The organism is Pseudomonas sp. CCC4.1, from assembly GCF_035019225.1.
GTDB classification, from domain to species: domain Bacteria; phylum Pseudomonadota; class Gammaproteobacteria; order Pseudomonadales; family Pseudomonadaceae; genus Aquipseudomonas; species Aquipseudomonas bubulae.
On record NZ_JASJWL010000048.1, the window covers coordinates 1 to 23208 of the forward strand.

General features: G+C 58.8%; 22 protein-coding genes, 1 tRNA gene and 2 pseudogenes. 10 read left to right on the plus strand and 15 right to left on the minus strand.

The genetic code is table 11. The annotated features are described in order from the left end of the window. Window positions 1–280: 280 nt before the first annotated feature. The gene (locus QN377_RS17035; protein WP_322213099.1) at window positions 281–883 is read left to right on the plus strand and encodes a hypothetical protein; all 603 of its coding nucleotides are present in this window, start codon (window positions 281–283) and stop codon (window positions 881–883) included. 214 nt (window positions 884–1097) lie between these two features. Here QN377_RS17035 and QN377_RS17040 read toward each other — a convergent pair whose 3' ends face one another. From QN377_RS17040 to QN377_RS17065, 6 genes and pseudogenes are all read right to left on the minus strand, one after another. Then, complete coding sequence (locus QN377_RS17040; RefSeq protein ID WP_322214123.1) at window positions 1098–1532, minus strand: nucleotidyltransferase family protein; 435 nt, start codon at window positions 1530–1532, stop codon at window positions 1098–1100. Next, window positions 1520–1828, minus strand: a complete 309-nt coding sequence (locus QN377_RS17045) for a hypothetical protein (protein WP_322213100.1) — start codon at window positions 1826–1828, stop codon at window positions 1520–1522. Before QN377_RS17045 ends, QN377_RS17040 begins: the two co-directional genes overlap by 13 nt. Window positions 1829–1842: 14 nt before the next feature. Further along, window positions 1843–2445, minus strand: a complete 603-nt coding sequence (locus QN377_RS17050) for a hypothetical protein (protein ID WP_322213101.1) — start codon at window positions 2443–2445, stop codon at window positions 1843–1845. 318 nt (window positions 2446–2763) lie between these two features. Beyond that, a pseudogene (locus tag QN377_RS17055) lies at window positions 2764–2838 on the minus strand (type II toxin-antitoxin system mRNA interferase toxin, RelE/StbE family); the annotation flags it as partial. Between the two features lie 231 nt (window positions 2839–3069). Then, the gene (locus QN377_RS17060; protein ID WP_322213102.1) at window positions 3070–3408 is read right to left on the minus strand and encodes a hypothetical protein; all 339 of its coding nucleotides are present in this window, start codon (window positions 3406–3408) and stop codon (window positions 3070–3072) included. After that, a complete protein-coding gene (locus tag QN377_RS17065) occupies window positions 3408–3650 on the minus strand; it encodes a hypothetical protein (protein WP_322213103.1) in 243 nt (80 codons plus the stop codon). Before QN377_RS17065 ends, QN377_RS17060 begins: the two co-directional genes overlap by 1 nt. Before the next feature lie 407 nt (window positions 3651–4057). Here QN377_RS17065 and QN377_RS17070 point away from each other — a divergent pair, with 407 nt between their 5' ends. Then, window positions 4058–4231: a hypothetical protein gene (locus tag QN377_RS17070; protein WP_237148854.1), complete on the plus strand. Its 174-nt coding sequence runs from the start codon at window positions 4058–4060 to the stop codon at window positions 4229–4231. 215 nt (window positions 4232–4446) lie between these two features. On the opposite strand, the gene QN377_RS17075 is transcribed toward QN377_RS17070, so the two are convergent. Beyond that, a protein-coding gene (locus tag QN377_RS17075; RefSeq protein WP_322213104.1) for an IS3 family transposase occupies window positions 4447–5609 on the minus strand; the annotation gives its coding sequence in 2 pieces (ribosomal slippage) (window positions 4447–5354 and window positions 5354–5609; 1164 coding nt in all). A gap of 63 nt (window positions 5610–5672) precedes the next feature. On the opposite strand from QN377_RS17075, the pseudogene QN377_RS17080 reads away from it, so the two are divergent. Beyond that, window positions 5673–6347 (plus strand): annotated as a pseudogene (locus QN377_RS17080) (tyrosine-type recombinase/integrase); the annotation flags it as partial. A 99-nt stretch (window positions 6348–6446) separates the two neighbouring features. On the opposite strand, the gene QN377_RS17085 reads toward QN377_RS17080, so the two are convergent. Next, window positions 6447–6520: transfer RNA gene (locus QN377_RS17085), tRNA-Cys, on the minus strand. Window positions 6521–6713: 193 nt separating this feature from the next. Beyond that, window positions 6714–7277: a helix-turn-helix domain-containing protein gene (locus QN377_RS17090; protein WP_235570598.1), complete on the minus strand. Its 564-nt coding sequence runs from the start codon at window positions 7275–7277 to the stop codon at window positions 6714–6716. 86 nt (window positions 7278–7363) lie between these two features. Here QN377_RS17090 and QN377_RS17095 point away from each other — a divergent pair, with 86 nt between their 5' ends. The 7 genes from QN377_RS17095 to QN377_RS17125 all read left to right on the plus strand — a co-directional run bounded on the left by QN377_RS17095 (window position 7364) and on the right by QN377_RS17125 (window position 14556). Beyond that, window positions 7364–8299: a DMT family transporter gene (locus QN377_RS17095; protein WP_153381251.1), complete on the plus strand. Its 936-nt coding sequence runs from the start codon at window positions 7364–7366 to the stop codon at window positions 8297–8299. 178 nt (window positions 8300–8477) lie between these two features. Further along, window positions 8478–11420, plus strand: a complete 2943-nt coding sequence (locus tag QN377_RS17100; protein WP_153381249.1) for a monovalent cation/H+ antiporter subunit A — start codon at window positions 8478–8480, stop codon at window positions 11418–11420. Beyond that, window positions 11420–11764, plus strand: coding sequence for a Na+/H+ antiporter subunit C (locus tag QN377_RS17105; protein WP_003446102.1), 345 nt, complete (start codon window positions 11420–11422; stop codon window positions 11762–11764). Before QN377_RS17100 ends, QN377_RS17105 begins: the two co-directional genes overlap by 1 nt. Then, on the plus strand, window positions 11761–13446 hold the full coding sequence (locus QN377_RS17110; RefSeq protein WP_322213109.1) for a monovalent cation/H+ antiporter subunit D: 1686 nt from the start codon (window positions 11761–11763) through the stop codon (window positions 13444–13446). The genes QN377_RS17105 and QN377_RS17110 overlap by 4 nt, the downstream gene beginning before the upstream one ends. Beyond that, on the plus strand, window positions 13443–13931 hold the full coding sequence (locus tag QN377_RS17115; protein WP_237149099.1) for a Na+/H+ antiporter subunit E: 489 nt from the start codon (window positions 13443–13445) through the stop codon (window positions 13929–13931). The genes QN377_RS17110 and QN377_RS17115 overlap by 4 nt, the downstream gene beginning before the upstream one ends. Beyond that, window positions 13928–14206, plus strand: coding sequence for a K+/H+ antiporter subunit F (locus tag QN377_RS17120; protein ID WP_048358261.1), 279 nt, complete (start codon window positions 13928–13930; stop codon window positions 14204–14206). Before QN377_RS17115 ends, QN377_RS17120 begins: the two co-directional genes overlap by 4 nt. Next, on the plus strand, window positions 14203–14556 hold the full coding sequence (locus QN377_RS17125; RefSeq protein WP_153381244.1) for a Na+/H+ antiporter subunit G: 354 nt from the start codon (window positions 14203–14205) through the stop codon (window positions 14554–14556). Before QN377_RS17120 ends, QN377_RS17125 begins: the two co-directional genes overlap by 4 nt. A gap of 119 nt (window positions 14557–14675) precedes the next feature. Here the strand turns inward: QN377_RS17125 and QN377_RS17130 are convergent, their stop codons facing one another. The 6 genes from QN377_RS17130 to QN377_RS17155 form a co-directional block, all read right to left on the minus strand. After that, window positions 14676–16166: a DASS family sodium-coupled anion symporter gene (locus tag QN377_RS17130; protein ID WP_130871634.1), complete on the minus strand. Its 1491-nt coding sequence runs from the start codon at window positions 16164–16166 to the stop codon at window positions 14676–14678. 189 nt (window positions 16167–16355) lie between these two features. Further along, window positions 16356–17141: a TonB family protein gene (locus tag QN377_RS17135; RefSeq protein WP_322213113.1), complete on the minus strand. Its 786-nt coding sequence runs from the start codon at window positions 17139–17141 to the stop codon at window positions 16356–16358. Then, window positions 17138–17584, minus strand: coding sequence for a protein TolR (gene tolR / locus QN377_RS17140; RefSeq protein ID WP_235570604.1), 447 nt, complete (start codon window positions 17582–17584; stop codon window positions 17138–17140). The genes QN377_RS17135 and tolR overlap by 4 nt, the downstream gene beginning before the upstream one ends. 14 nt (window positions 17585–17598) lie before the next feature. Further along, window positions 17599–18309 (minus strand): protein TolQ, encoded by a 711-nt coding sequence (tolQ, locus tag QN377_RS17145; protein WP_322213114.1) that lies wholly within the window; start codon window positions 18307–18309, stop codon window positions 17599–17601. Window positions 18310–18357: 48 nt separating this feature from the next. After that, window positions 18358–20265 (minus strand): phytase, encoded by a 1908-nt coding sequence (locus QN377_RS17150; protein WP_322213115.1) that lies wholly within the window; start codon window positions 20263–20265, stop codon window positions 18358–18360. A 130-nt stretch (window positions 20266–20395) separates the two neighbouring features. Beyond that, window positions 20396–22930, minus strand: coding sequence for a TonB-dependent receptor (locus QN377_RS17155; protein ID WP_322213117.1), 2535 nt, complete (start codon window positions 22928–22930; stop codon window positions 20396–20398). Window positions 22931–23208 lie beyond the last annotated feature (278 nt).

The window sequence follows — 23208 nt, forward strand, 5'->3', positions numbered from 1 at the left end:
CCCCCCCCCCCCCCCCCCCCCCCCCCCCCCCCATTTTTTTTAACACCCCCACCCCCCCATCCCCGATGTGTATAAGAGACAGCTCAACACCCCCTCCGCAATAGCAACTTCAATACTCTTATCCATCTTCAGTTGCCAGCCATTAAATTGGCGTCAATATATCCTCCAATTAACCCACTCTAACCACACTACAAAACAACCTCATCGTCTCGACAAAAAACATACATGGCGATATGATATCGCCCCATCAAGCAAGCCCCACCCAAACAGGATGTTTTGTGTGCCGAAGTTCTTTTATACGGACTGCGTAATAAGCGATCTTAAACAAATAGACTTTCACCGTGACGAGTTCACTGCCCGTATCGATGGGCGCACGGCCAAACGCCTGGCCATGACCCATGACCTTTATCACCACCTGATGGGCGCTGACCGCAGTGGCAAAAGCCGGGTCTGGTTTTACGCCCCCGGGTTCAATAAAGCGCTGGTTATCGCCGCTGTACGGCCTACCGGCCAAGAACACAGCCTGCTGCGCAATCGCGCAATTAGCAGCCCTTACAAAATGCTGTTCAGAACCCTGTTTGCCGGCCTGCTGGCCTGGTTCGCCACCTGGGCCTTGCTGGCGATTCCTGTGCTGTCCTGGTATGGCGCCAATGCGCAAAAGGGTGTGCCTTTACTGGAAACCCTCAGCCTGCAGATCGGGGTGGGGGTTGCACTGCTGAGCTTCAGCTATTGGCTGTGGGTTCGGGTAAAAATGCACCGACTCGAGCGCTGGCAAGCGGGGAATCTCACGCCTTATACCCAGGCGCATATTTCTACAGCTGAACCCACCCCACAGGCCACACCCAAAGCTGTCACAGAGCCCACCCCCGAGCTTGTCGATTAACCACTGGCGGTTACCCACGCCAGCGGTTTTGCCCCCCTTCTATATCCCTGGGCACCGGGGGCAGCCCTCACAGCGTTCGTCAGGTGCAATGGATGGCCATTCTTTATTTTCAGCTTTTAATCATCGTGACTCTTTACCTCGCGAGCCTCGTCGGTAAAAAGCCAACCATGGGCATCAAACCGTGGGCCGAACCCAGCTAGCCATATGCTTTGGACTAAACGATCCGTAACCACGGCCAGCGCAACTGATAGCTTGTAGCTTTTTGATGGAACAAGTCAGGCTGGATATTTTTGGGGTTGGGTCGCAAATAACCCATTGCGACATCATCCAACCCATAAGGCGCATGCACCTCACCCGTGCCAGGGTCCAGACCAATGCAAGTACCCGCAACGAGATACCTATCAATTCCGTGCTTCGCTGACTCAAGCCGAGGATAAGCCCTGCCAAAGCGTTCGCCGTAGCAGAGATGGACACGGGCCTGATTCTTGATATCGACCTTTGCGTCCAGATCCTGGAAAAGCTGCCGGGTACGGACAATACCGTCGCTCTCGGCCTCCCAGGATAGGTCCGTGTCGAAGTAAAAATTGTCGTAGTCCTTCACGCCTGATTCCGGTGGAAGATTCCAGGCGGCCTGGATCAGACGGCAGATAAATCTGCATCGCGAACCATGGCTGCCAGTTCAGTCGCCAGTGCAGCCGCATCTTTTCGATAGTCTTTGTTCCAGGCGCATGACCAATCATCCGGCCTTCCCTGATCGTCCCATTGGGCCAACGCAAGCCCGTTGATTATCTCCAGTTCGAACCAAAGAGCCTGCCAAGCGACGGCGTCCTGGACCAAAGCAGCGTCTTGCCACAGGAATTCCGTTTGCGCGACAAACGCCGACCATGCGAACAGGTCTTCTGATGCTTGTTCGCCGAGCGTTAACCAGTACTTTCTGATATCCACCGAACTGCTCCTTTTTATAAAACGTCTATACCGGGATAAAGCTGCGCTGGTGGATGGTCATTGGGATCTTCGAAGTGGCTATTGTTGTAATGGGTTTTGGCCGTCGGCCCTTCACCCTTGTACCTCACCTGCGAGTTTGGAGTGAGATGCCAGCCGTCTCCGTCCTTGTCGCGCTCAATCAGCGACGGGTATAACGTGCAGGTGCCAGTAGAGCCCGATGTCAGCCTGAATTGGTAATAGTGCCCAGGTTCTGCCGTGAACTGCGTCGAGACGTAGCAGGATCGCGTGCGCGCCCCCTCCCAGTACATACCCACGTGCGTTTCGATACCGGGCCGGATGCGGGTTTCGTAATAGTCCGACGTGAGATTTTGCCCTGCTTTGGGCATCCCCTCATCTTGTGTATGGATGAACGGAAGCGGCCCACTGCGAATGACACCGCCCGAACGTATCCCATTTTCGTACTGGTACAGGCTGGCATGCTGAGTGAAGTTGACGATGCGTACCCAGGCGGGGTTCGGCTCGTTTTCAGGGGCTGTGAAGTAATAGGTGCGGGGCAGATACTGGCAGCCTGCGAATAACGGCAAGGCTATCAGGCAGAGTGCAGAACGTATCGACATGGAGCCTGTCCTTTTGCAGAGTCGAGGGTAGAGACCACAAGAAAGCAGGTGCATTGCGTGAAAGGTGAAAATTTTTTTGATGCGTTAAGGACACGCCTGATCATTTCTATGCGCAGGCGACTGCCTGACAATCTGCCATCTTGAGGGGCTGGCGCCGTCAATTGGGGATGTTCTGGTCTTGAGAGGAGGCTTGGCCTCTATCGCCCAAGGGTATATGGCTTCGGCATCGCGCTTGAACAGATCCAAGTTTTGCCATGCATTCAGCAATTCGGGCTGGCCGATCTTTCTCGAATCAATTCAACGCTTTTTGGCTTGATCCTAAACTGTGCTGCGTTCTCGTTTGCCGACTGCAATCACCGACACAACGATTCGCTCATCAATGACCTTGTAGATACCCTGTTTAAGAGCCCCTCACCCTAGCCCTCTCCCGGAGGGAGAGGGAACTGACCGCACGCGGCTTCGTGAACACTGACAATTTGCCCCCTCTCCCAGAGTTCGACGCGTTCTTCCCGCCCATTCAGGCAATTGAACGTCGGTGGACGTGCTCATGGTGTACCTCTGTTCATTCCAGGAATACAAAACCCAGCACTTGGCCGGGTCTGGGCTTCAAATACAACGGATAAATCAGATGTGGTTGGCGCAACCCGGCAGGGTATTGTCGATGATCAAATCCCCCTCAACACGGTAACCAATTGCCCCAAACAAGAAAGAATGATTCAGCTGGCTCATCACAACATCACTGAGGCCGACAGCGCAGTGATCCTTCTGGATGGCGTTATCCATGGCTGTTTTGATGTTAGGTAAGCCAAAAGGGATAATAACAACCGGGTAGCGATCTTCACCGATCACGCGAACACCCTTGGTAAATTTACCTGCGTTGATGTCGCCAAACTCGTTGGTTTGTACCCGCTGCTCGATCTGACCAGAAGAGCCAAAGCGCACAGGCCAGATAAACGTGTCCATCAGTGCCTCCCCGTGGCGTCCAGCAAACCGTTCTGGCGCTGTTCCTGACGGATCACCTGCCGCACTGGCGCATCGATCATTTTGCCCATTTGTTGTGTAAATTGCTGGGCGCGAGATTCAGTCGTGACGTCAAGCGAGCTGTTGCCTCGCGCATCGACGCTGATCTGTACCTGAACCGATGGCATGGATTGCGCAGCGCCCACCGTCTTGGCGGGCGGTGCCAGAAACTGCTTCAAACGCATTGGTACGCCCGCCCACTACCCGCTCGCCCTGCTGCAATCGCCAGGTATCGGTCTTGGGCACGTTATCCAGACCTTCATGGGCCATACCTACCAACCGGCCGAGGCTTCACGATTGCCGCTTGAAATAGTGCGCAGGTAATCGCGCCCCATCCGCCCTGCCCGCGCCATCTCCCGCTGATAGGCACCGGTCTGCGCCGAGACACTGTCTATCAGTGATCGCAGCGTTTTGCCGGGCCTGGGGTGCTCCTGATCAGGATCGTTACAATCTGAATTCAAGAATAGGCGCAGAGGTTGACCTGTCGTCTGAACGGACGCCAACAAAACACGCGGCTGAGCTAAAATCTGCTGATTAACCCTTTACAAATAGCCTAACAAAGTCGGTCTCCGGCAAAGACAGGTCTGAATTTATGGCGATCAAAAGCGAAACATTCGGTCGAGTTGAACTCAGCGAGAAAGATGCTGCGCGGTTCTTGCAGCACCTCAAAGAAGATCCACCCAACATGAACGCAAAAGCTTCGTACAAGCGCGGCAAAGCGATTCTGCGCCATGTTTTTGGTAACAACCCTAAAAATACACACTGATAGTTACGGCTGTACGCTATGCAACCCGGCGTTGATTACTCCATCGAAAAGCTATCCAGCGCACATCAGCTAAGCAAATTTTCCATCGGCCCAGATCCTAGTCTGCGCGCGCTGAAAACCTTCCTGCAACATCATGCTTTGAATTATCAAACTGCCAATGTCGCGGTTAGCTATGTTGCTGTTCTGCCACCTACGACAACTGCATCGTGTAGTGGTCAACTCATCCCGGACACGGTTTTGAGTTTTTCTTCCGTTTTCGCTGGGGCCAATCCATCGTTAAATTGATGAGGTCGGATCCAGTTGTAGTGATGCATCAGGTACTGGCTAATATCTCTCTGAGCCTGGTGGCCGGTCATGTAGCCAGTGGTTGGTATCCACTCTGTTTTCAAGCTGCGAAAAACCCGCTCCATCGGCGCATTATCCCAGCAGTTTCCTCGGCGGCTCATACTCTGACGCATGCGATAACGCCACAGCCGCTGGCGAAAGTTGCGGCTGCCATATTGGGATCCCTGGTCTGAGTGAAATAGCAGGCCTTGCGGCTTGCCACGCTGCTCGTAAGCCACATCCAACGCCTTGATCACCAAGTCTGCATCCGGCTTTTCTGATAACGCCCAGCCCACCACTCGGCGAGCGTAAAGATCCATGACAACCGCAAGGTAGTGCCATTTCCCCTGTGCCCAGATGTAGGTGATGTCGCCGCACCAGACCTGGTTGGGCGCTTCGACATCAAATTCTCGGTTCAATATATTTGGGATATCCGGCCGCTCGACTGTCGCCTTTTTATAGGCGTGTGATCCTGGCTGCTTGCTGACCAACTCCAGCTCACGCATCAGCCTGCGTACCTTAAACCGTCCAATTTGCTCACCTTCTTCTTGCATCATCAACGTGATGCTTCGACTGCCGGGAGCACTTCGGCCCTGGGTGAACAACTCGCTCACTCGGCTACGCAGCCTGAGCCGCTCAACATCTGGTGTTCGCCGCCTTAGACGATGCGCGTAGTACCCCGAACGAGCGACCTCAAACGCCTCGCACAAGCAGTCAACAGGCTCATGGACGCTTAGCTGATTGATCAGCGCGTACGCTCGACATCTTCCGACATCAAGAGCGCGGTAGCCTTTTTTAATATTGATTTCTCGCGCTCGAGGCGAGCAATCCGAGCTTCCAACTCCTGGATTTTTTGCTGCTCTGGTGTCAGGGCCTTGCTCTGGGGCGTGACGCCGGTGCGCTCTTGCTGAAGCTGGTCGACCCAGCGGCGCAGCGCCGACTCACCAACACTCAGTGAACGACTGGCTTCGATGAAGCTGTAGTTTTGCTTGAGCACGAGGTCGGCAGCCTCGCGTTTGAATTCAGCGGAAAAGGTACGGCGTTGTTTGGTCATCTGACACCTCGATCTGGCGAGTATTCTCGCCTAAAAGGGTGTCCGGTTTCATTAGACCACTACAAGACCAGAGCCAATAGAGAAATCGCTCTGCTCTCACATGTGTTCAACATGGCAAGGGAGTGGGGTTTCACAGATAAAGAAAATCCCTGCGCGGGAGTACGTAAGAATAAAGAAAAGGTCCGCGACTTCTATGCCAACGATGTGGTGTGGGCTGCGGTGTACGCTCAGGCACCGCAAGAGCTGAAAGACGCTATGGATCTGGCTTACCTGACAGGACAGCGCCCAGCTGATGTGATCGCCATGAATGAAGGGGACGTGGAAGGTGACTACCTCACCGTCCAACAAGGGAAGACAGGGCGAAGGCTCAGAATATTGATGCAAGTCGATGGCATTAAAAACAGCCTGGGCATGCTTATCGAAGATATATGCACCAGGAACAAACAGCACAGCTCTGCTCGTTTTATTTTGAATACATCCGGGAGGCAAGTATCACAGGAAATGTTGCGCAACCGTTGGGACGATGCTCGAGAAAAAGCCAAACTCAAAGCAATCGTCGAAGGCAACCCGGGTGATGCCGATAAAATTGCCCAGTTCCAGTTCAAAGACATCCGCCCGAAAGCCGCATCAGAAATTACTGATATTGGTGATGCCAGCTTGCTGCTTGGTCACTCAAAACAGGAAATCACCAAGAGGGTTTACCGGCGCGTCGGAGCCATCGCCAAGCCCTCAAAATGAAATAGTTTCGGAACTCCACCCCCTAAAGTTTCGGAACTCTTCACTTTCCTGCGCCCAATAAAAAACCCCGTAGACCTTGATCTACGGGGCTTTCGAATGTGGAGGCCGAAGCCGGAATCGAACCGGCGTGGGCGGATTTGCAATCCGCTGCATAACCATTTTGCTATTCGGCCAATTGTGCTTGAAGTTTCTGTGAAAACATCAAAAACAAGAGTTTGTTACTGCGACATTATCGCTACAAGCATTTGATTCTTCAGCACTTCAGGTCGTTGCCCCGGGCTGATGGCGCGCATTATGTACTAGAAGCTGGAAGCTGGCAACCCCCTGAATTCTAATAATTTTTAGTTATTTCGCAGGCACCCGTTTTCAGATCACCACGTTGCGTACAAAGCGCAGTATCACGTCACCTTCGTTGCGGTAGGCATGGGGGCGGTTGCTGGCGTACATATGGAACTCCCCCGCCGCTATCTGCAGCGTCCGGTCGTCCATCACCAGGGTCAGGCTGCCCTCAAATACATAGAGCTGTTCGCTCCAGCCCTCGGCATCCGCCTGGGAGTGGTATTCCTCACCCGGCTCCAGGGTCCATTCCCACAGTTCTACTTCCCGTGTAGCGGTGGCCTTGGACAGTAGAACCGCTTTGCTGCCAACCCGGGTGCCCGTCCAGGCCACTTCGTTGATGCGGCTCGGGTCCCCTGACCCCGGGGCCTGTATCAAGTCGCTAAAGGCTACATTCAACGCCTCCGCCACACGGTCAAGGGTGCTCAGGCTGACGTTCTTTTCCCCTGCCTCGATGGCCACCAGCATCCGCCGGCTTACCCCGGACTGTTCTGACAATGCGCTCTGGCTCAAGTGCGCGAGCAGCCTGAGGCGTCGTACGTTCTGGCTGACGTGCTGGAGAACAGATGCGCGTTGTGAATTTTCTTTGGGCACTATATTGCTCACCTTGTGGGGCTGCGCAGTATACTGCCCAGCTTTGGCGCATTGTGCGTCTCCATTCCTGTAACACGCAAGGTTCAATGCCATTGAAACTTCCCGGATTGCTGTCGTTTATTTCCCGCTTCAGTAAAGCGGAGTGTGTGCTGATCCTGATCACCATGGTCTGGGGCATCACCTTTCTATTGGTACAACATGCGTTAACGGCGAGCGGGCCGATGTTTTTTGTGGGCCTGCGTTTTGCCGCGGCGGCGGCCATGGTCGCGCTGTTTTCTCTGCGCAGCTTGCGTGGCATCACGCTGTTCGAGCTCAAGGCCGGGATGTTTATCGGGGTTTCGATCATGCTCGGTTACGGTTTGCAGACCATCGGCCTGCAAACCATTCCCAGCAGCCAGTCGGCGTTTATTACCGCTCTGTATGTGCCTTTCGTGCCCCTGCTGCAATGGCTGGTGCTGGGGCGCAGGCCCGGGTTGATGCCGAGCCTGGGGATCATGCTGGCTTTTACCGGCCTGATGCTGTTGTCCGGGCCCGGCGGCGCCTCGCTGGATTTCAGCCCCGGCGAGATCGCCACGTTGATCAGCGCCATTGCCATAGCGGCCGAGATCATTCTGATCAGTGCTTATGCGGGCAAGGTGGATGTGCGCCGGGTCACGGTGGTGCAGCTCAGTACGGCGTCCATTCTGGCTTTTTTCATGATTATTCCTACACAAGAGGCCATTCCTGACTTTTCATGGCTATTGTTAGCCAGTGCTGCAGGCCTGGGTGCCGCCAGTGCGGTGATTCAGGTGGCCATGAACTGGGCACAGAAAAGCGTTTCACCTACCCGCGCCACCCTGATTTATGCCGGCGAGCCAGTCTGGGCAGGGATCGCCGGGCGCCTGGCGGGTGAGCGTTTGCCAGCCATTGCCTTGCTTGGCGCTGTATTGATTGTTGCAGCCGTGATCGTCAGTGAGTTAAAAACCAAGGGTAAACAGCCCGAAGCACTTGAGGACAAGCAAGGTGATCAAGCTTGCGATTAAAGCTGCAAGGCTAAGAGCCGGTACGATTTTTTACTTAGAAGCGCTTATATAGGGATAGAGCTGTAGTAAACCAGACAGGTTATCGACAGCCTTTGTAGGATTCAGCCACAGGTTTGCTGTTGGTGATCTGCAGCCCGCCCCGTATGATCGCTTACAAACTCCTGCAGATTAGAAGCCTATGTCCCTGATAGTTCTACTGCTTCTGCCCTTTATCGGCAGCTGTCTGGCGGCTGTTTTGCCGCACAACGCACGTAACAGTGAATCACTGTTGGCCGGTCTGATTGCATTGATCGGTACTGTACAAGTAGCCCTGCTCTATCCACAGATCGCCCATGGTGGCGTTATTCGTGAAGAGTTCATGTGGCTGCCCAGTCTCGGCCTGAATTTTGTTCTGCGGCTGGACGGGTTCGCCTGGCTGTTCTCGATTCTGGTGCTTGGCATCGGCACGCTGGTGTCGCTCTACGCCCGTTATTACATGTCACCCGAGGACCCGGTGCCGCGCTTTTTTGCGTTTTTCCTGGCGTTTATGGGGGCCATGCTGGGCCTGGTGTTATCCGGCAACCTGATCCAGATCGTGTTTTTCTGGGAGCTGACCAGCCTCTTTTCATTCTTGCTGATTGGTTATTGGCACCACCGCTCGGATGCCCGCCGCGGCGCTTATATGGCGCTGATGGTCACGGGCGCGGGTGGGTTGTGTCTGCTGGCGGGGGTCATGCTGCTTGGCCATGTCGTCGGCAGTTATGATCTGGATGCAGTGCTGGCTGCAGGCGACAAGATCCGCGCCCATAGCCTGTATCCAATTCTGCTGCCGCTGATCCTGATCGGCGCCCTGAGCAAGAGCGCACAGTTCCCGTTTCATTTCTGGTTGCCCCACGCCATGGCGGCGCCCACTCCGGTATCGGCTTACTTGCACTCGGCAACCATGGTCAAGGCCGGGGTCTTTCTGCTCGCCCGCTTGTGGCCTTCGCTGTCGGGCAGTGAAGAGTGGTTCTGGATTGTCAGCGGCGCCGGTGCCTGCACCCTGGTGCTGGGCGCGTATTGCGCGATGTTTCAAAATGACCTTAAAGGCCTGCTGGCCTACTCGACCATCAGCCATCTGGGCCTGATTACCCTGCTGCTGGGGCTGAACAGTCCGCTGGCAGCGGTGGCTGCGGTGTTCCACATTCTCAACCACGCCACTTTCAAGGCGTCGCTGTTTATGGCGGCGGGGATCATCGACCACGAGACCGGCACCCGGGATATCCGCAAGCTCAGCGGTCTGTTCAAGCTTATGCCTTATACGGCGACCCTGGCCATGGTCGCCAGTGCCTCCATGGCCGGGGTGCCGTTGTTGAACGGGTTCCTGTCCAAAGAGATGTTTTTTGCCGAAACCGTGTTTATCAATTCAACCGCCTGGGTGGAAATCGCCCTGCCGGTGATTGCGACCATCGCCGGTACATTCAGTGTGGCTTATGCCCTGCGCTTCACGGTGGATGTGTTCTTCGGCCCGCCCGCGACCAACTTGCCCCATACCCCCCACGAGCCACCGCGCTGGATGCGTGCCCCGGTTGAACTGCTGGTGCTGACCTGCCTGACGGTGGGGATTTTCCCGGCGCAAACCGTCGGCCCGCTGCTCGCCGCTGCGGCGCAGCCGGTGGTGGGCGGTGAGCTGCCCGAGTACAGCCTGGCGATCTGGCATGGCCTGAATGCGCCGATGATCATGAGCCTGATCGCCATGTCCGGCGGTATCCTGCTGTATGTGCTGTTGCGCAAACAGCTCAAGCTCGACCGCTTCCCGCTGCCGCCGCTGATCCAGTATTTCAATGGCAAACGCTTCTTCGAGCGCAGCCTGGTGGTGATCATGCGCGGCGCGCGGCGCATCGAACGACGCATCAGCACCCAGCGCCTGCAAACCCAGCTGTTTTTGTTGATTCTGGTCGCCGTGATCGCCGGGCTGATCCCGATGCTGTACAGCGGGCTGGGCTGGGGCGACCGCCCGAAAATACCGGGCTCGATCGTGTTTATCACCCTGTGGCTGATTGCGATTGCCTGTGCCCTGGGCGCTGCCTGGCAAGCCAAGTACCACCGTCTCGCAGCCCTGACCATGGTCAGTGTGTGCGGCCTGATGACCTGCGTGACCTTCGTATGGTTCTCGGCGCCTGATCTGGCATTGACGCAACTGGTGGTTGAAGTGGTGACCACGGTGCTGATCCTGCTGGGTCTGCGCTGGCTGCCACGGCGTATCGAGGAAGTCTCGCCACTGCCGGGCACCTTGCGCAAGGCCCAGGTCCGTCGTCTGCGGGATTTGCTGTTGTCGACTGCAGTGGGGGGTGGCATGGCATTGCTGTCCTACGCGATGCTGACCCGCCAGACGCCCAACGACATCTCCTCGTTCTACCTCAGCCGGGCCTTGCCTGAAGGCGGCGGCAGCAATGTGGTGAATGTGATGCTGGTGGACTTCCGCGGCTTCGACACCCTGGGTGAAATCACTGTTCTGGCCGCCGTGGCGCTGACCGTGTTTGCCCTGCTGCGCCGCTTCCGCCCTTCGAAAGAGAGCATGCAGTTGCCTGCCCAGCAGCGTCTGCTGGCCAAGGACGTGATGACCGACCTGGTCAACCCGCGCAGCGCCAGTGACACCGCACTGGGCTTTATGATGGTGCCGGCAGTGCTGGTGCGCCTGTTGCTGCCGATCGCTTTTGTGGTGTCCATGTACCTGTTTATGCGCGGGCACAACCAGCCCGGCGGCGGTTTCGTCGCAGGCCTGGTGATGAGTGTGGCGTTTATCCTGCAGTATATGGTTGCCGGCACGCAGTGGGTCGAGGCGCAGATGAGCCTGCGACCGCTGCGCTGGATGGGTTTCGGCCTGCTGTGCGCCACCCTGACCGGGCTGGGTTCGATTCCCCTGGGCTATCCGTTCCTGACCACCCATACCTTCCACTTCAGCCTGCCGCTGCTGGGGGATATTCATGTGGCCAGCGCCCTGTTCTTCGATATCGGCGTGTTTGCGGTGGTGGTCGGTGCAACCCTGCTGATCCTCACGGCACTGGCTCACCAGTCCGTGAGGGCCCATCGCCCGAGCAATCAGCTGGCCCCGCTGCCCGCCCAGCAACCCCCGCTTGCATCCAAAGAAGGAGCCGCCTGATGGAAGAAGTCATTGCCATCGCTATCGGAGTATTGGCCGCATCGGGCACCTGGCTGGTTCTGCGTCCGCGAACCTTTCAGGTGGTCATGGGCCTGTGTCTGCTGTCTTACGGGGTCAACCTGTTTATTTTCAGCATGGGCAGCCTGTTTATCGGCAAGGAGCCGGTGATCAAGGACGGCGTGCCCCAGGACTTGCTCAACTACACCGACCCACTGCCCCAGGCACTGGTACTGACCGCAATCGTCATCAGTTTCGCCATGACCGCGCTGTTTCTGGTGGTCTTGCTGGCCTCTCGGGGCCTGACCGGTACCGACCACGTTGATGGCCGGGAGCCTAAAGAATGAATTTGATGCCGCACCTGATTGTCGCGCCCATTCTGCTGCCGCTGCTGACCGCAGCCTGCATGTTGTTGCTGGGGGAGAAACACCGTCCGCTGAAAGCGCGCATTAACCTGATCTCGACCCTGATCGGTCTGGGTATTTCGGTGATGCTGTTGCTGTGGACCCGTGAGCAAGCGATTCCGGCTTCGATTGGTGTCTATCTGCCGAGCAACTGGCAAGTGCCGTTCGGGATCGCCCTGGTGGTCGATCATCTGAGCGCCTTGATGCTGGTGCTGACCGGCATTATCGCCAGTTGCGCCCTGCTGTTCGCCATGGCCCGCTGGGACCGTGCCGGGGCCAGCTTCCACGCGTTGTTCCAGATTCAGTTGATGGGCCTGTACGGGGCCTTTCTGACCGCCGACCTGTTCAACCTGTTCGTGTTTTTCGAAGTGCTGCTGGCCGCCTCCTACGGTTTGATGCTGCATGGTTCGGGCAAGGCGCGGGTGTCGGCGGGGCTGCATTACATCTCGATCAACCTGTTGGCTTCATCGCTGTTCCTGATCGGTGCGGCGTTGATCTACGGGGTGACCGGCACCTTGAACATGGCCGATCTGGCGCTGAAAATCCCCTTGGTGCCCGAGGCCGATCGCGGCTTGCTACATGCCGGCGCGGCCATTTTGGCGGTGGCCTTTCTGGCCAAGGCGGGCATGTGGCCGCTTAACTTCTGGCTGGTACCGGCCTATTCATCGGCCAGTGCGCCGGTGGCGGCGCTGTTTGCGATCATGACCAAGGTGGGCATCTACACCGTGCTGCGCCTCTGGACCCTGCTGTTTTCCGGGCAAGCCGGAGCCTCGGCGTACTTTGCCGGTGACTGGCTGATCTACGGCGGCATGGCCACCATTGTTTGCGCCGCCATCGCCATCCTCGCCGCCCAGCGCCTGGAGCGCATGGCCAGCCTGAGCATTCTGGTGTCTGCCGGGATCCTGTTGTCGGCCGTGGGCTTCGCCCAGCCCAACCTGACCAGCGCCGCGCTGTTCTATCTGGTCAGTTCAACCCTGGCCCTGAGCGCACTGTTCCTGCTGGCCGAGTTGATCGAACGCTCGCGCTCTTCTGCCGATCTGGTGCTTGAAGATGATGCCGAGCCGCAGCCCAGCCTGAGCGAGTCGTTACCCCCACCGCGGGGCAGCAACCTGGACGATGAGCAAAAAATTGTCGTGGGCCAGATCATTCCCTGGACGATGGCCTTTCTGGGCTTGAGTTTTATCGCCTGCGCGCTGTTGATTATCGGCATGCCGCCGCTGTCCGGGTTTATCGGCAAGCTCGGTTTGCTTAACGCCTTGCTCAACCCGTTGGGACTGGGCAATGCCAGCGATGCACCCATCTCAACTGCGGCCTGGAGCCTGCTGGCGTTGCTGATTCTTTCGGGCCTGGCCTCGTTGATTGCTTTTTCACGCATGGGCATCCAGCGTTTCTGGACGCCCCTTGAGCGTCCGTCGCCGATCCTGCGCCGCATTGAGTGCCTGCCCATCGTGCTGCTGCTGGGGTTGTGCGTAGTCCTGACGTTCAAGGCCGAGCCGGTCTTGCGTTATACCCAGGCCGCCGCCGACACCCTGAACAACCCCGAGCGTTATGTGATGGCCGTGATCGCCACCCGTCCGGTGCCGAGCCCGCAAGCCAGGGCGGCAGCGCAGGAGGTGCAACCATGAAGCGCCTGTTCCCTGCCCCCTGGCTGTCCCTGGCGCTGTGGGCGCTGTGGTTGCTGCTCAACCTGTCCCTGAGTGCAGGCAACCTGCTGCTGGGCGCGGCGCTGGCCATTCTGGCACCGCTGATGTTTGCGCCGCTGCGCCCGCTGCCGGTGCGCATTCGCCGTCCCGGCGTGATTCTCAAGCTGTTCTTTCTGGTGGGCCGCGATGTGGTGGCGTCCAATATTGCCGTGGCCCTGGGTGTGCTGCGCGCCGGCAAAAACCCGCCACGTTCGCGGTTTATCAAGATCCCCCTGGACTTGCGCGACGCCAACGGTCTGGCCGCCCTGTCGATGATCACCACCGTGGTGCCCGGCACCATCTGGTCGGAACTGGCGCTGGACCGCAGCGTGCTGTTGTTGCACGTGTTTGATCTGGATGACGAGGCGTCGTTTATCGAACATTTCAAAACCGCCTACGAGCGCCCGTTGATGGAGATCTTTGAATGAGTGCCCTGCTCACCAATGCCATCCTGCTCAGCCTGTTTATCTTCAGCCTGGCAATGGTTCTGACCGTGATCCGACTGTTCAAGGGCCCCTCGGCCCAGGACCGGGTTCTGGCGCTGGATTACCTGTATATCCTGGCCATGTTGATGATGCTGGTGCTGGGTATCAGATACGCCAGTGACACCTACTTTGAAGGCGCACTGCTGATTGCCCTGTTCGGCTTTGTCGGCTCGTTTGCGCTGGCCAAATTCCTGCTGCGTGGCGAGGTGATCGAATGAGTCTCTGGATCGAAATACCGGTGGCTGTGCTGCTGGTGCTCAGCAGCCTGTTTGCCCTGTGCGGGGCGATCGGGTTGTTGCGCCTCAAGGATTTTTTCCAGCGCATGCACCCGCCGGCACTGGCTTCGACCCTTGGCGCATGGGGCGTGGCCCTGGCCTCGATCCTGTACTTTTCCGCCCTTAAATCGACCCCGGTACTGCATGCCTGGCTGATGCCGATCCTGCTGTCGATTACCGTACCGGTGACGACCTTGCTGCTGGCACGGACTTCGCTGTTCCGCAAGCGCATGGCGGGCGAGGATGTACCGGCGGAAGTCAGCAGCGGCGGGCGTAGCGAGAACGCTAACTGAACCTCCTGTAGCCGCTGCCGAGGCACGAGGCTGCGATAAGGGCCGAAGGACCTTCAAGAGCCAGGGCTGCTGCGCAGCCCATCGCAGCCTCGTCCCTCGTCAGCGGCTACACATCGACATCACATCCAGCCCAGCCAGCTCCAGTAGGTCGCGCCAAACAGCAGCATCAGCAGGTAGCCCACCGCCGTGACAATCAACCCGACCTTGGCGAACTGTTTGGCGGTGAAGGTCTGCGTGCCCAGGCACACCATATTTTGCGGGGCGTTGATCGGCAGGATAAAACCGTAGCTGACCACAAAGCCCAGCAACATGGTCATGCCCAGGCGGTTGAATTCGCCCGGTAAAGTTTGCAGCACCGCGATCAGAATCGGCAGCAAGGCCGAGGTCAATGCCGTGGCACTGGCAAAGCCCAGGTGAATCAAGATCAAAAACGCGCCCAGAATCGCAAAGATCCCCAACGGCCCCACTTGATCCAGCCCGGTATTGGCCACCACCTGGCCGCCCAGCCACTGCCCGGCCTGGGTGGTCAGCAAGGCCGTGCCCAGGCTGATGCCGACCCCGAACACAATCACCGTGCCCCACGGAATGCGTGACTGCACATCTTTCCAGGTCATCACGCCAAAGCGCGGCAGCAGCAAAAACACCAGCCCGGCGTAAGTGGTCGAAGTGGTGTCAAAACTGTGCAGTTTGCCCTCGGTGGCCCAGGCCAGCAGCAAGGCGATCGACACGCCCATCAGGCGCTTCTGCGGGCCGGTCATGGGGCCCAGTTCGGCCAGTGATTTTTCTACCGCCTCTTTGCCGCCGGGGATGCTGTCGCTTTCTGGCGGCAGCATTTTCAGGACCACGAACAGCAACACCGCGGACATGATGATGGCCCAGGGGGCACCGGCGATCAGCCAGTCGAGCCAGTTCACCCGGGCGCCGAGCATCTTGTCCATAAAGCCTACGGTCAGCAGGTTTTGCGCGGCCGCCGTTTGAATGCCGACGTTCCAGATACTGGTGCCCTGGGCCACGACTATCATGATCCCGGCCGCGATGTTCGAGCGTTTGTCCACACCAAAGGCCAGGATCACCCCCATCATGATCGGCACTACGCAGGCACTGCGCGCCGTGGCACTGGGCACCACCAGGCTGAGCAGGATGGTGACCGCAATCGCCCCCAGCAAAATGCGTCGGGTGCTGGTGCCGATACGCGACAAGGTGACCAGGGCAATGCGCCGGTCAAGGCCGGTGTGGGTCATGGCGGCAGCGATAAACAGAGCGCCCGCCACCAGTGCCAGGGCGGCATTGGAAAACCCGGTCAGGGCCATGGTGATGCCGGCAGAGGTGCCGTAGAGCTTTGAAGGGTCTGCCAGGGTGGGCGCCATGCCGATCAGAAACGCCATCAGGGACGTGATCATGATGGCGCTGGCTTCGTACGACACCGCTTCAGTGATCCACACCACCACGGCAAAGGCCAGAATCGCCAGCATGCGATGGCCGGCCACCGGCAGGTCAGCAGGCAATGGCAGCAACAGAATGCCGATCATGACCAGGACAGCTATCACCAGACCAATGGGGAGTTTTGCTTTTGCCGTAGCGGGCGTGGGGCTGGTTGCAGGCGCATTCATGGCCATCTCCTTGAGCTTGAAAACCCGTGGAGCATAGGCCAAGGATGCCCGGAGGATGTTGATACTCGTCAGGTGAGCGACAAACCCTGTGGGAGCGGGCTTGCTCGCGATACAGGCGCCTCGGTCTTGCAGTTGATGCGCGTCGTTGCCATCGCGAGCAAGCCCGCTCCCACAGGGTTGTGCCTAGCGTTACTGGATCTTGTAATGAAAGGTATTGCGCACCCCCGGCACTGTCACTGCCTGGCCATCGACCATGCGCGGCTGGTAGCGGAACGTCGCCGCCGCCACCAGTGAAGGACGAATAAACGCCGGGTGACAGTTGCCCACCACTTTGGGGTTGTCGACCTTGCCCTGCGGCGTCACCGAGTACTCCACCGTGCAATCACCCTGAATGCCCTTGTCCAGTGCCCGTTGCGGGTAGTCCGGGGCTTGTTTGCTGATGGGCAGGTACTGACGCACATCCGCCGCCGCAGCGGCCTGTTGCGCTCGCCGGGCATTATCCGCCGCTGCAACCCGGGCCTGTTCCGCCACGGCCTGCTGACGCTGGGCCTCAACCTGCTCGGCGCGCTGCTGCGCGGCTTTTTGTTGCTCCACTTGCGCCAGCTTCTGCTCTTCCACACGTTTACGCGCCAGCGCTGCCTGTTCCAGTTTGCGCGCCTGGATCTGCGGGTCCACTTTGGGTTTTACCACCTCGGGTTTTGCCTCCACCACCGGCGCCGGAGCCACCACCGGCAGCGGCTCTGGCACAGGGGGCGATGCGACCGGCTCGGCGGGCAGCATCACCAGCCGGGTTTTCAGGGTCGACGGGACGGGTTCCGGCAATGATTGCTCCATGCTCCAGCCCAGCACCAAAAAAGCCACTACGGCGCTATGCAGGGCCACGCTGACCACCAGCGCCTGGCTGTTATGCCACATCCTCGTCCAGGGCAACGGCTGTGCAGGCGCCAGCGCGCCGTGCATCAACGCGGCACTCATTGCGGCGCCTCGGTCACCAGCCCCAGGTTGCTCACGCCACCTTGCTGCAGGGCCGCCATCGCCTTGACCACGCTGCCATAACCCGCTTCGTTGTCGGCACGGATATACACCTGGGTGTTGCTGTCCTGCGCCACCACCTGGCCAATCTTGGCCTGCAATTCTTCAAGACTCACGGCGCTGTCGGTCTGGTTCTTGGTGTCCAGTTCACTGCCCAGGTTCCAGTAGTAACCACCTTCAGCCTTGACCGACAGGGTGAGGATTTTTTGCTGGCTGTCATTGACCAGGGCTTCACTGGCCACTTTCGGCAGTTCGATTTTCACCCCCTGGGTCAACATCGGCGCGGTCACCATAAAGATCACCAGCAGCACCAGCATCACGTCGATGTAAGGCACTACGTTCATTTCGGCCTTGGGCCCGTGTTTGCGCTGTGGTCGAGCTAGCATGTTGAAACTCCCTTTCAAGCGACGGCGGACATGTTCCGCGAACCGGCATGCAGGCTGCGGTACAAGCGCATCTGCACTTCATTGCCCAGGCTGTAGTAGCGGGTCAGCAGGGTCTGGCCACGGGCCGAAAAACGGTTGTAGGCAATCACTGCCGGGATCGCCGCAAACAGGCCGATGGCGGTGGCGATCAGGGCTTCGGCGATGCCCGGGGCGACGGTGGACAGGGTCGCCTGCTGCACCTGGGACAGGCCGATAAAGGAGTTCATGATCCCCCACACCGTACCGAACAAGCCGATATAGGGGCTTACCGAGCCCACGGTCGCCAAAAACTGCAGGCCTTTCTCCAGGCGGATCTCCTGCTCGCTGATGGCCACATACAGCGCCCGCTCCACCCCTTGCATCACGCCTTCGGTATCCACACCCGGCTGCTGCTTGAGTTGCGCGTACTCGCTGTAGGCCGCGACAAACACCTGCTCGGCACCCGCATCTTCCTGGCTGGCGTCGCGGCTTTCGCGGTACAGGGCATTGAGCTCGCCCTGGCCACGCAGACGCCGGGCAAAGTTGTACATGTCGCGCTCGCTGCGGCGCAGGATGGCGCTGCGGCGCACAATCAGAAACCAGCTCAACAGCGAAGCCAGCAGCAGGATCAGCATCACGCCCTTGACCAGCAGACTCGCGTCGCTGATCAGGCCCCAGATCGTCATATGTTCCATGGTTGCGTGCATGTTGTTGCTCCAGTAAAGGGATATTTATAAGCGTCTTAAATGACCGGGTTATGGCAAGTGCAGCGCCTTGGCCACTTCCGTCCAGGGGATGTACTTGAAGTTCTGCGCCTGCTCGGGCATGCGCTTGCGACCGTCCTGCACCACCAGCATGCCTTTGCTCCACGGGCCGCCGAGGTTGGCCGAGGTCACTTCCAGGCCATCGGTTTCCGACGCGCCATCGATGCCCGCCGCCGCATTGACCCCTACCCGGAACGCACCGCGCAGGGCATAAGGCGGCTCGGCATCGACCACCACATAGCTGTCGTTGCCCTGGCTGGAGATCACCAGGTAGTTGTCTTTTTCGGTCTGGTACAGGCCCATGCCTTCGATGTCGTCATGCACCTGTTCACCCACCCTGATCACGCTGGTCAGCGCCGCCGGTTGATCCGGTCGGGCATCCAGCGCCCACACCGCCACATCCTCTTCACCGAGAAACAGACGCTGATTGCGGTCGTCTGCCACGCAGCCTTCAGGCTGGCTGGCCACCTTGAACTGGCGCACCAGTTCGCCCTCAACCTTGTCACCCTTGGCGTACAAGCGGTGCTGCACAAAGATGCCGTCCTTGTCGTTGGCAAAGCTGTAGATCTCGCCCGACGGTGCCTTGAACAGACACAGGCCGTAGATGTCGGTAACCGGCGTGGCAATCTCGCCCGCGGCCTGCACTGTGCCGGTGGCGCGGTCGATGCTGAACACGCTGAGGCTGTTGTGATCGCGATTGGTCGCCACGGCCAGATCCACAGTACGCCCGCCCAGCTCGAAGCCCGGTCGTACATCGACGTTGTTCAGCCGCCCGACCGGCAGATGCTGCACGCGCTTGCCCTGCAGGTCATACACCTCAAGACCCTGCTGCTTGTTGGTGCCCAGCACCCGGCTCAGGGCCGGGGTTTGCGGGTGAACCCAGATGGCCGGGTCATCGGCGGCATCGCCCTGGCTCATCACCACTTCGGTTTGCACCGCAGGTTTTACGCTGACCAGCACAGGGGGCAGGCTGGCCGGTGTGGCTTTCCAGGCCAATGCGCCTTCGTACAACTTGTTGCTGGCACCGTCCTGCACCAGCAGTTGCAGGCCTTGCGGCGTCTGGCGCAGGGCCAGATGCTCAGGCTCGGTGACCCCGGCCAGCGTCAGGCTGGCCACGGGGGCCCAGGCCTTGCCCTGTTGCTGATACAGATTCAGTTGTGCCGCCTCGGGATCGAGGCCGAGCATGCCCCCCGGCACCAGCACCATGTCTCCGGCGGATTTTTTCAGGTTGCCAAATGGCTCGACCATCGCCACCGGCACGCGCTCGACGTCGGCCTCGGCATGTGCCGGGTAGGCCCACCAACCGACATTCTCTTCGTTGACGAACAGAGTCTGCGCGCCGTCATCGACCTTGCAGAACTTGGCCTGCGGCGGCAGTGGCAGGCTGCGCACCAGCAGTGGCGCGGGTAAACGCCGGCTGTCAGCCGCCACCAGCCACTGTTCGCCCTTGCCCTCTTCGCCCACGGTAAACAGGTAGATATTGCTTGCGTCATCCTGGTAAAGGCACACGCCATTCACCGCATAGTCACGGGCAGGCAGATAGGACGGTGCCTGCCATTGATGGCTCTTGGGGTCGAGGTTGAACAGTGCGACCTGCTGCTTGTCCTTGTCGTTGCTGGCCACCAGCACCTGATCACCCAGAGCGCGACTGTCCAGCCCGGCAAAGGCGCCCTTTACCCGGCTCAGGGTGTTGCCCTGTTTATCCAGCAACAGCAGGCCTTCACGCTTGCTTGCCGCCAGACGTTCGTCACCCGTGCCATTGGGCAAGAAACCCAGGGCCTGGGCCTTGCTGGTGGACCATTGCTGCAAGGCCGGGGCGGTGATTTCGGTGGCCGCTTGCACACTGCCGGCGGTCAGGCAGGCCAGCAAGGGCAGGAAGCGGGGTTTGCGTTTGAACATGAGTTATTAATCCTGAATTTTGCTCACTAAAGAGAACGCTTTTTCAGTGGGAGCGAGCCTGCTCGCGAAGGTCTCAACAACGCTTGCGATCTTCGCGAGCAGGCTCGCTCCCACAGGGGTCTGCGAACGCTTAGAAATGGGTGTAGGTCAGGCCCAGCGAGTAGGTCGGGCCGTATTCTTCGTACTGGTTGTTGAAGCGGCTGTTGCCGCTGTACATGAAGTACGGCTGGTCCGTGAGGTTCTGGGCGTCGAACTTGATTTGCAGGTTCTTGGTCAGCGAGTAGCGGGCGCTGAAGTCAACAAAGGTCTGGGCATCGACATAGGTGTCATGGGCCTTGTCATTGACCCCGGCCAGTTCGTAGAGGTAGTCCGACTTGTAGTTGGCCGACAGGCGCAGGCTCAACTTGTCGTCTTCCCAGCCAAGCATCAGGTTGCCAACGGTCTTGGACTGTCTGGGCAAATCGATATCGCGCTTGAGGCTGGCTCCGGTCGCTGCGTCAACGCCCTTGATACTGGCATTGGAGCGGCTGAACGTGCTGTTGGCACCCAGGATCAAACCGTTCCAGGGTGACGGCAGCCAGTCGAACTTCTGCGAGTAGGCCAGCTCCAGGCCATAGAGCTTGGCGCTGTCGCCGTTGGCATAGCTGTGGGCTTCGGTGAAGTCGACCCACTCGCCGCTGCCGGCCAGGTCGTTGTTGTAGACGAAGTTCTTGATGTCCTTGTAGAACAGGAACGCCGATACCGTGCCCGCCTGCCCCATAAAGTGTTCAATGCCAAGGTCGAAGTTGCTCGACTCCAGCGGCTTGAGGTTAGGGTTGCCGAACTCGGCCGTGTCGTCTTCGATCACAAATCCCGGGGCCAACTGGCCAAAGGTCGGGCGCACCACGGTGTTGGTCCAGGCCGCACGTACCTGGGTGTTTTTCGCCAACTGGTAACGGGCATGCAGCCCTGGCAGCCAGTGGTGGTAATCGCGCTTAGTGTCCTGGTCTTCAAAGACGCCATCGCGCACGCCCGTACCCTTGGCCTCGAACTCGGTGCCCTCGTAGCGCATGCCGGCAATAAAGCGCCAGTCATCGATATCGACGGTATTCATCAAATAGGCCGCATTGATGTCTTCGCGCATCTTGAAGTCATTGGCCCGCGAGTCTTGCTCGTTATAGAAGTCGTCGCGGTTCAGGCCGCCAATCAGGTCCTTGATCGCGCTGCCGCTGATGCCCGGGCCGTACTGGCCAAGGTTGTAGTGCAGGTTGCCCTTGTTGAACGCATTGAGGCTCAGTTGCTCGTCGCTGAAACCCAGGTCGGAGAAGTCCTTGTAGGTCCAGGCATTGAGGTCGTTGTCTTTGTTGCGCCGGCTGACCTTGCCGCCGAACTTGACCTGGGAGGCATAGCCCTGCACGTCGTAGTCGCGGGCCAGGTCCAGGCGGATGTTTTTCTCGGTGTCTTTGGTGTGCTGCTCTTGCCAGTCCACTTTGTCGAGGCTGAAGTTGGTCGGGTCATAAAAACCTGCGCCGATGATCGGCCGCGGTTTTTCGGTGTCGTAAAAACCACCGTTGCCAATGCTGGAGCTGCCCTTGAAGGTGGCCCCGGCGATGCCGCCCGGGTTGTCTTCGCTGGACTCGCTGTAACCGGCCTGTCCACTCAGGGTCCACAGGCCCATGGTGCGTTCACCACCGAAGACGTAGGACTGGATCTCCTGGGTTTCTTCGCGCTGCTTGAGCTTGCGTTTGGTCTTGGTTTTGCCCACCTCGTCTTCGGCCTGGGGGTCGGAGAACTCAAAGGCCGTGGAGTTGCGGGTTTCGTTGTCCTCAAAGCGGCTGTACAGCGTGCGCAGGTACAGGCTGGTGTCGTCGTCGGGCTTGTAATCGAAGTTGAGGCCGCCACCGGTACGCTCGCGGCTGATTTCATAAACCCGCTGTTCAAAGCTGTTCAGGCGTGCACCATCGGTAAAATCCCAGTCGCCGCCGGTTTCGACGTTATCGGAGCGAAAGTCGCGCTTGTTCCAGCTCAGGGCTGCGGCCACACCGAAGTTGTCGACACCGTCACCCAGGCTGAAACGGTCGCTGATGGCGCCCGACACCTTGGGGCTGGTCTTGTGGCTGTTCTTGTTGTATCCGGCCTCCGTGCTGCCAGTGAAGAACAGGCCGTCATGGTCGAAGGCCGAGAGGCTTTGTACGTCTACCGTACCGCCCAGGGAGTTGGCGTCCATATCCGGGGTCAGGGTCTTGATCACCGACAGCGACTGCACCAGTTCCGAGGGCAACACATCCAGGGCCACGGCGCGGCGGGCGCTTTCCGGGGACGGTACCAGGGTGCCGTTGATGGTCACGCTATTGAGGTCCGGGCCCAGGCCGCGCACGCTGACAAAGCGGCCTTCGCCCTGATCGCGCTCAATGCTGATACCGGGCAGGCGCTGTACCGCCTCGGCCACGTTGGCGTCGGGCAACTGCGCCACGCCATCGGCATGCACCACGCTTTCGATGGTGTCCGAGTTGCGTTGCTGCTTGAGTGCCTTGTCCAGGCTGACGGCCTGACCGACTACCTCGACGTGTTCAGTGGCACCGATGGCCGATGTTTCGGCGGCGCTCAAACGTTCGCTGGCGATTGCCAGGGCCAATGCACTGACCGTAAAGCCGACCCACTGCGCCTTGCTGCGACACTTGTACATGTTGGTGCTCCCCCAAAATCGCACGTCAGGCCGGGCAAATGGCCCGACAACTTGGGAGCGAAAGCTAGGGTCGGCGGATGACAGCGCTGTGACAGTGTTCGGCGAAACGCCCGAAACAAAAGGTTTCAAGCAGTGAGAAAGGGGTAAATGAGCTGATTTGACCTGATTACGAAAGGATCGCCCCCCGTAGCAGCTGCCGAAGGAACGAGGCTGCGTCCGGCGGCGAAGCCGTCGTAAAGTCAGGTTGTGCGGTGTTTAAGGTCAGTCCGACAACCCGC

Excerpts from the sequence above, each read along its gene's own strand:
- QN377_RS17060 (WP_322213102.1), bottom strand. The coding sequence starts at position 3,408 with ATGGACACGTTTATCTGGCCTGTGCGCTTTGGCTCTTCTGGTCAGATC.
- QN377_RS17065 (WP_322213103.1), bottom strand. The coding sequence starts at position 3,650 with ATGCGTTTGAAGCAGTTTCTGGCACCGCCCGCCAAGACGGTGGGCGCT.
- QN377_RS17110 (WP_322213109.1), top strand. The coding sequence starts at position 11,761 with ATGAATTTGATGCCGCACCTGATTGTCGCGCCCATTCTGCTGCCGCTG.
- QN377_RS17125 (WP_153381244.1), top strand. The coding sequence starts at position 14,203 with ATGAGTCTCTGGATCGAAATACCGGTGGCTGTGCTGCTGGTGCTCAGC.
- QN377_RS17050 (WP_322213101.1), bottom strand. The coding sequence starts at position 2,445 with ATGTCGATACGTTCTGCACTCTGCCTGATAGCCTTGCCGTTATTCGCA.
- QN377_RS17135 (WP_322213113.1), bottom strand. The coding sequence starts at position 17,141 with ATGAGTGCCGCGTTGATGCACGGCGCGCTGGCGCCTGCACAGCCGTTG.
- QN377_RS17115 (WP_237149099.1), top strand. The coding sequence starts at position 13,443 with ATGAAGCGCCTGTTCCCTGCCCCCTGGCTGTCCCTGGCGCTGTGGGCG.
- QN377_RS17150 (WP_322213115.1), bottom strand. The coding sequence starts at position 20,265 with ATGTTCAAACGCAAACCCCGCTTCCTGCCCTTGCTGGCCTGCCTGACC.
- QN377_RS17070 (WP_237148854.1), top strand. The coding sequence starts at position 4,058 with ATGGCGATCAAAAGCGAAACATTCGGTCGAGTTGAACTCAGCGAGAAA.
- tolQ (WP_322213114.1), bottom strand. The coding sequence starts at position 18,309 with ATGCACGCAACCATGGAACATATGACGATCTGGGGCCTGATCAGCGAC.
- QN377_RS17095 (WP_153381251.1), top strand. The coding sequence starts at position 7,364 with ATGCCATTGAAACTTCCCGGATTGCTGTCGTTTATTTCCCGCTTCAGT.
- tolR (WP_235570604.1), bottom strand. The coding sequence starts at position 17,584 with ATGCTAGCTCGACCACAGCGCAAACACGGGCCCAAGGCCGAAATGAAC.
- QN377_RS17130 (WP_130871634.1), bottom strand. The coding sequence starts at position 16,166 with ATGAATGCGCCTGCAACCAGCCCCACGCCCGCTACGGCAAAAGCAAAA.
- QN377_RS17105 (WP_003446102.1), top strand. The coding sequence starts at position 11,420 with ATGGAAGAAGTCATTGCCATCGCTATCGGAGTATTGGCCGCATCGGGC.
- QN377_RS17155 (WP_322213117.1), bottom strand. The coding sequence starts at position 22,930 with ATGTACAAGTGTCGCAGCAAGGCGCAGTGGGTCGGCTTTACGGTCAGT.
- QN377_RS17100 (WP_153381249.1), top strand. The coding sequence starts at position 8,478 with ATGTCCCTGATAGTTCTACTGCTTCTGCCCTTTATCGGCAGCTGTCTG.
- QN377_RS17120 (WP_048358261.1), top strand. The coding sequence starts at position 13,928 with ATGAGTGCCCTGCTCACCAATGCCATCCTGCTCAGCCTGTTTATCTTC.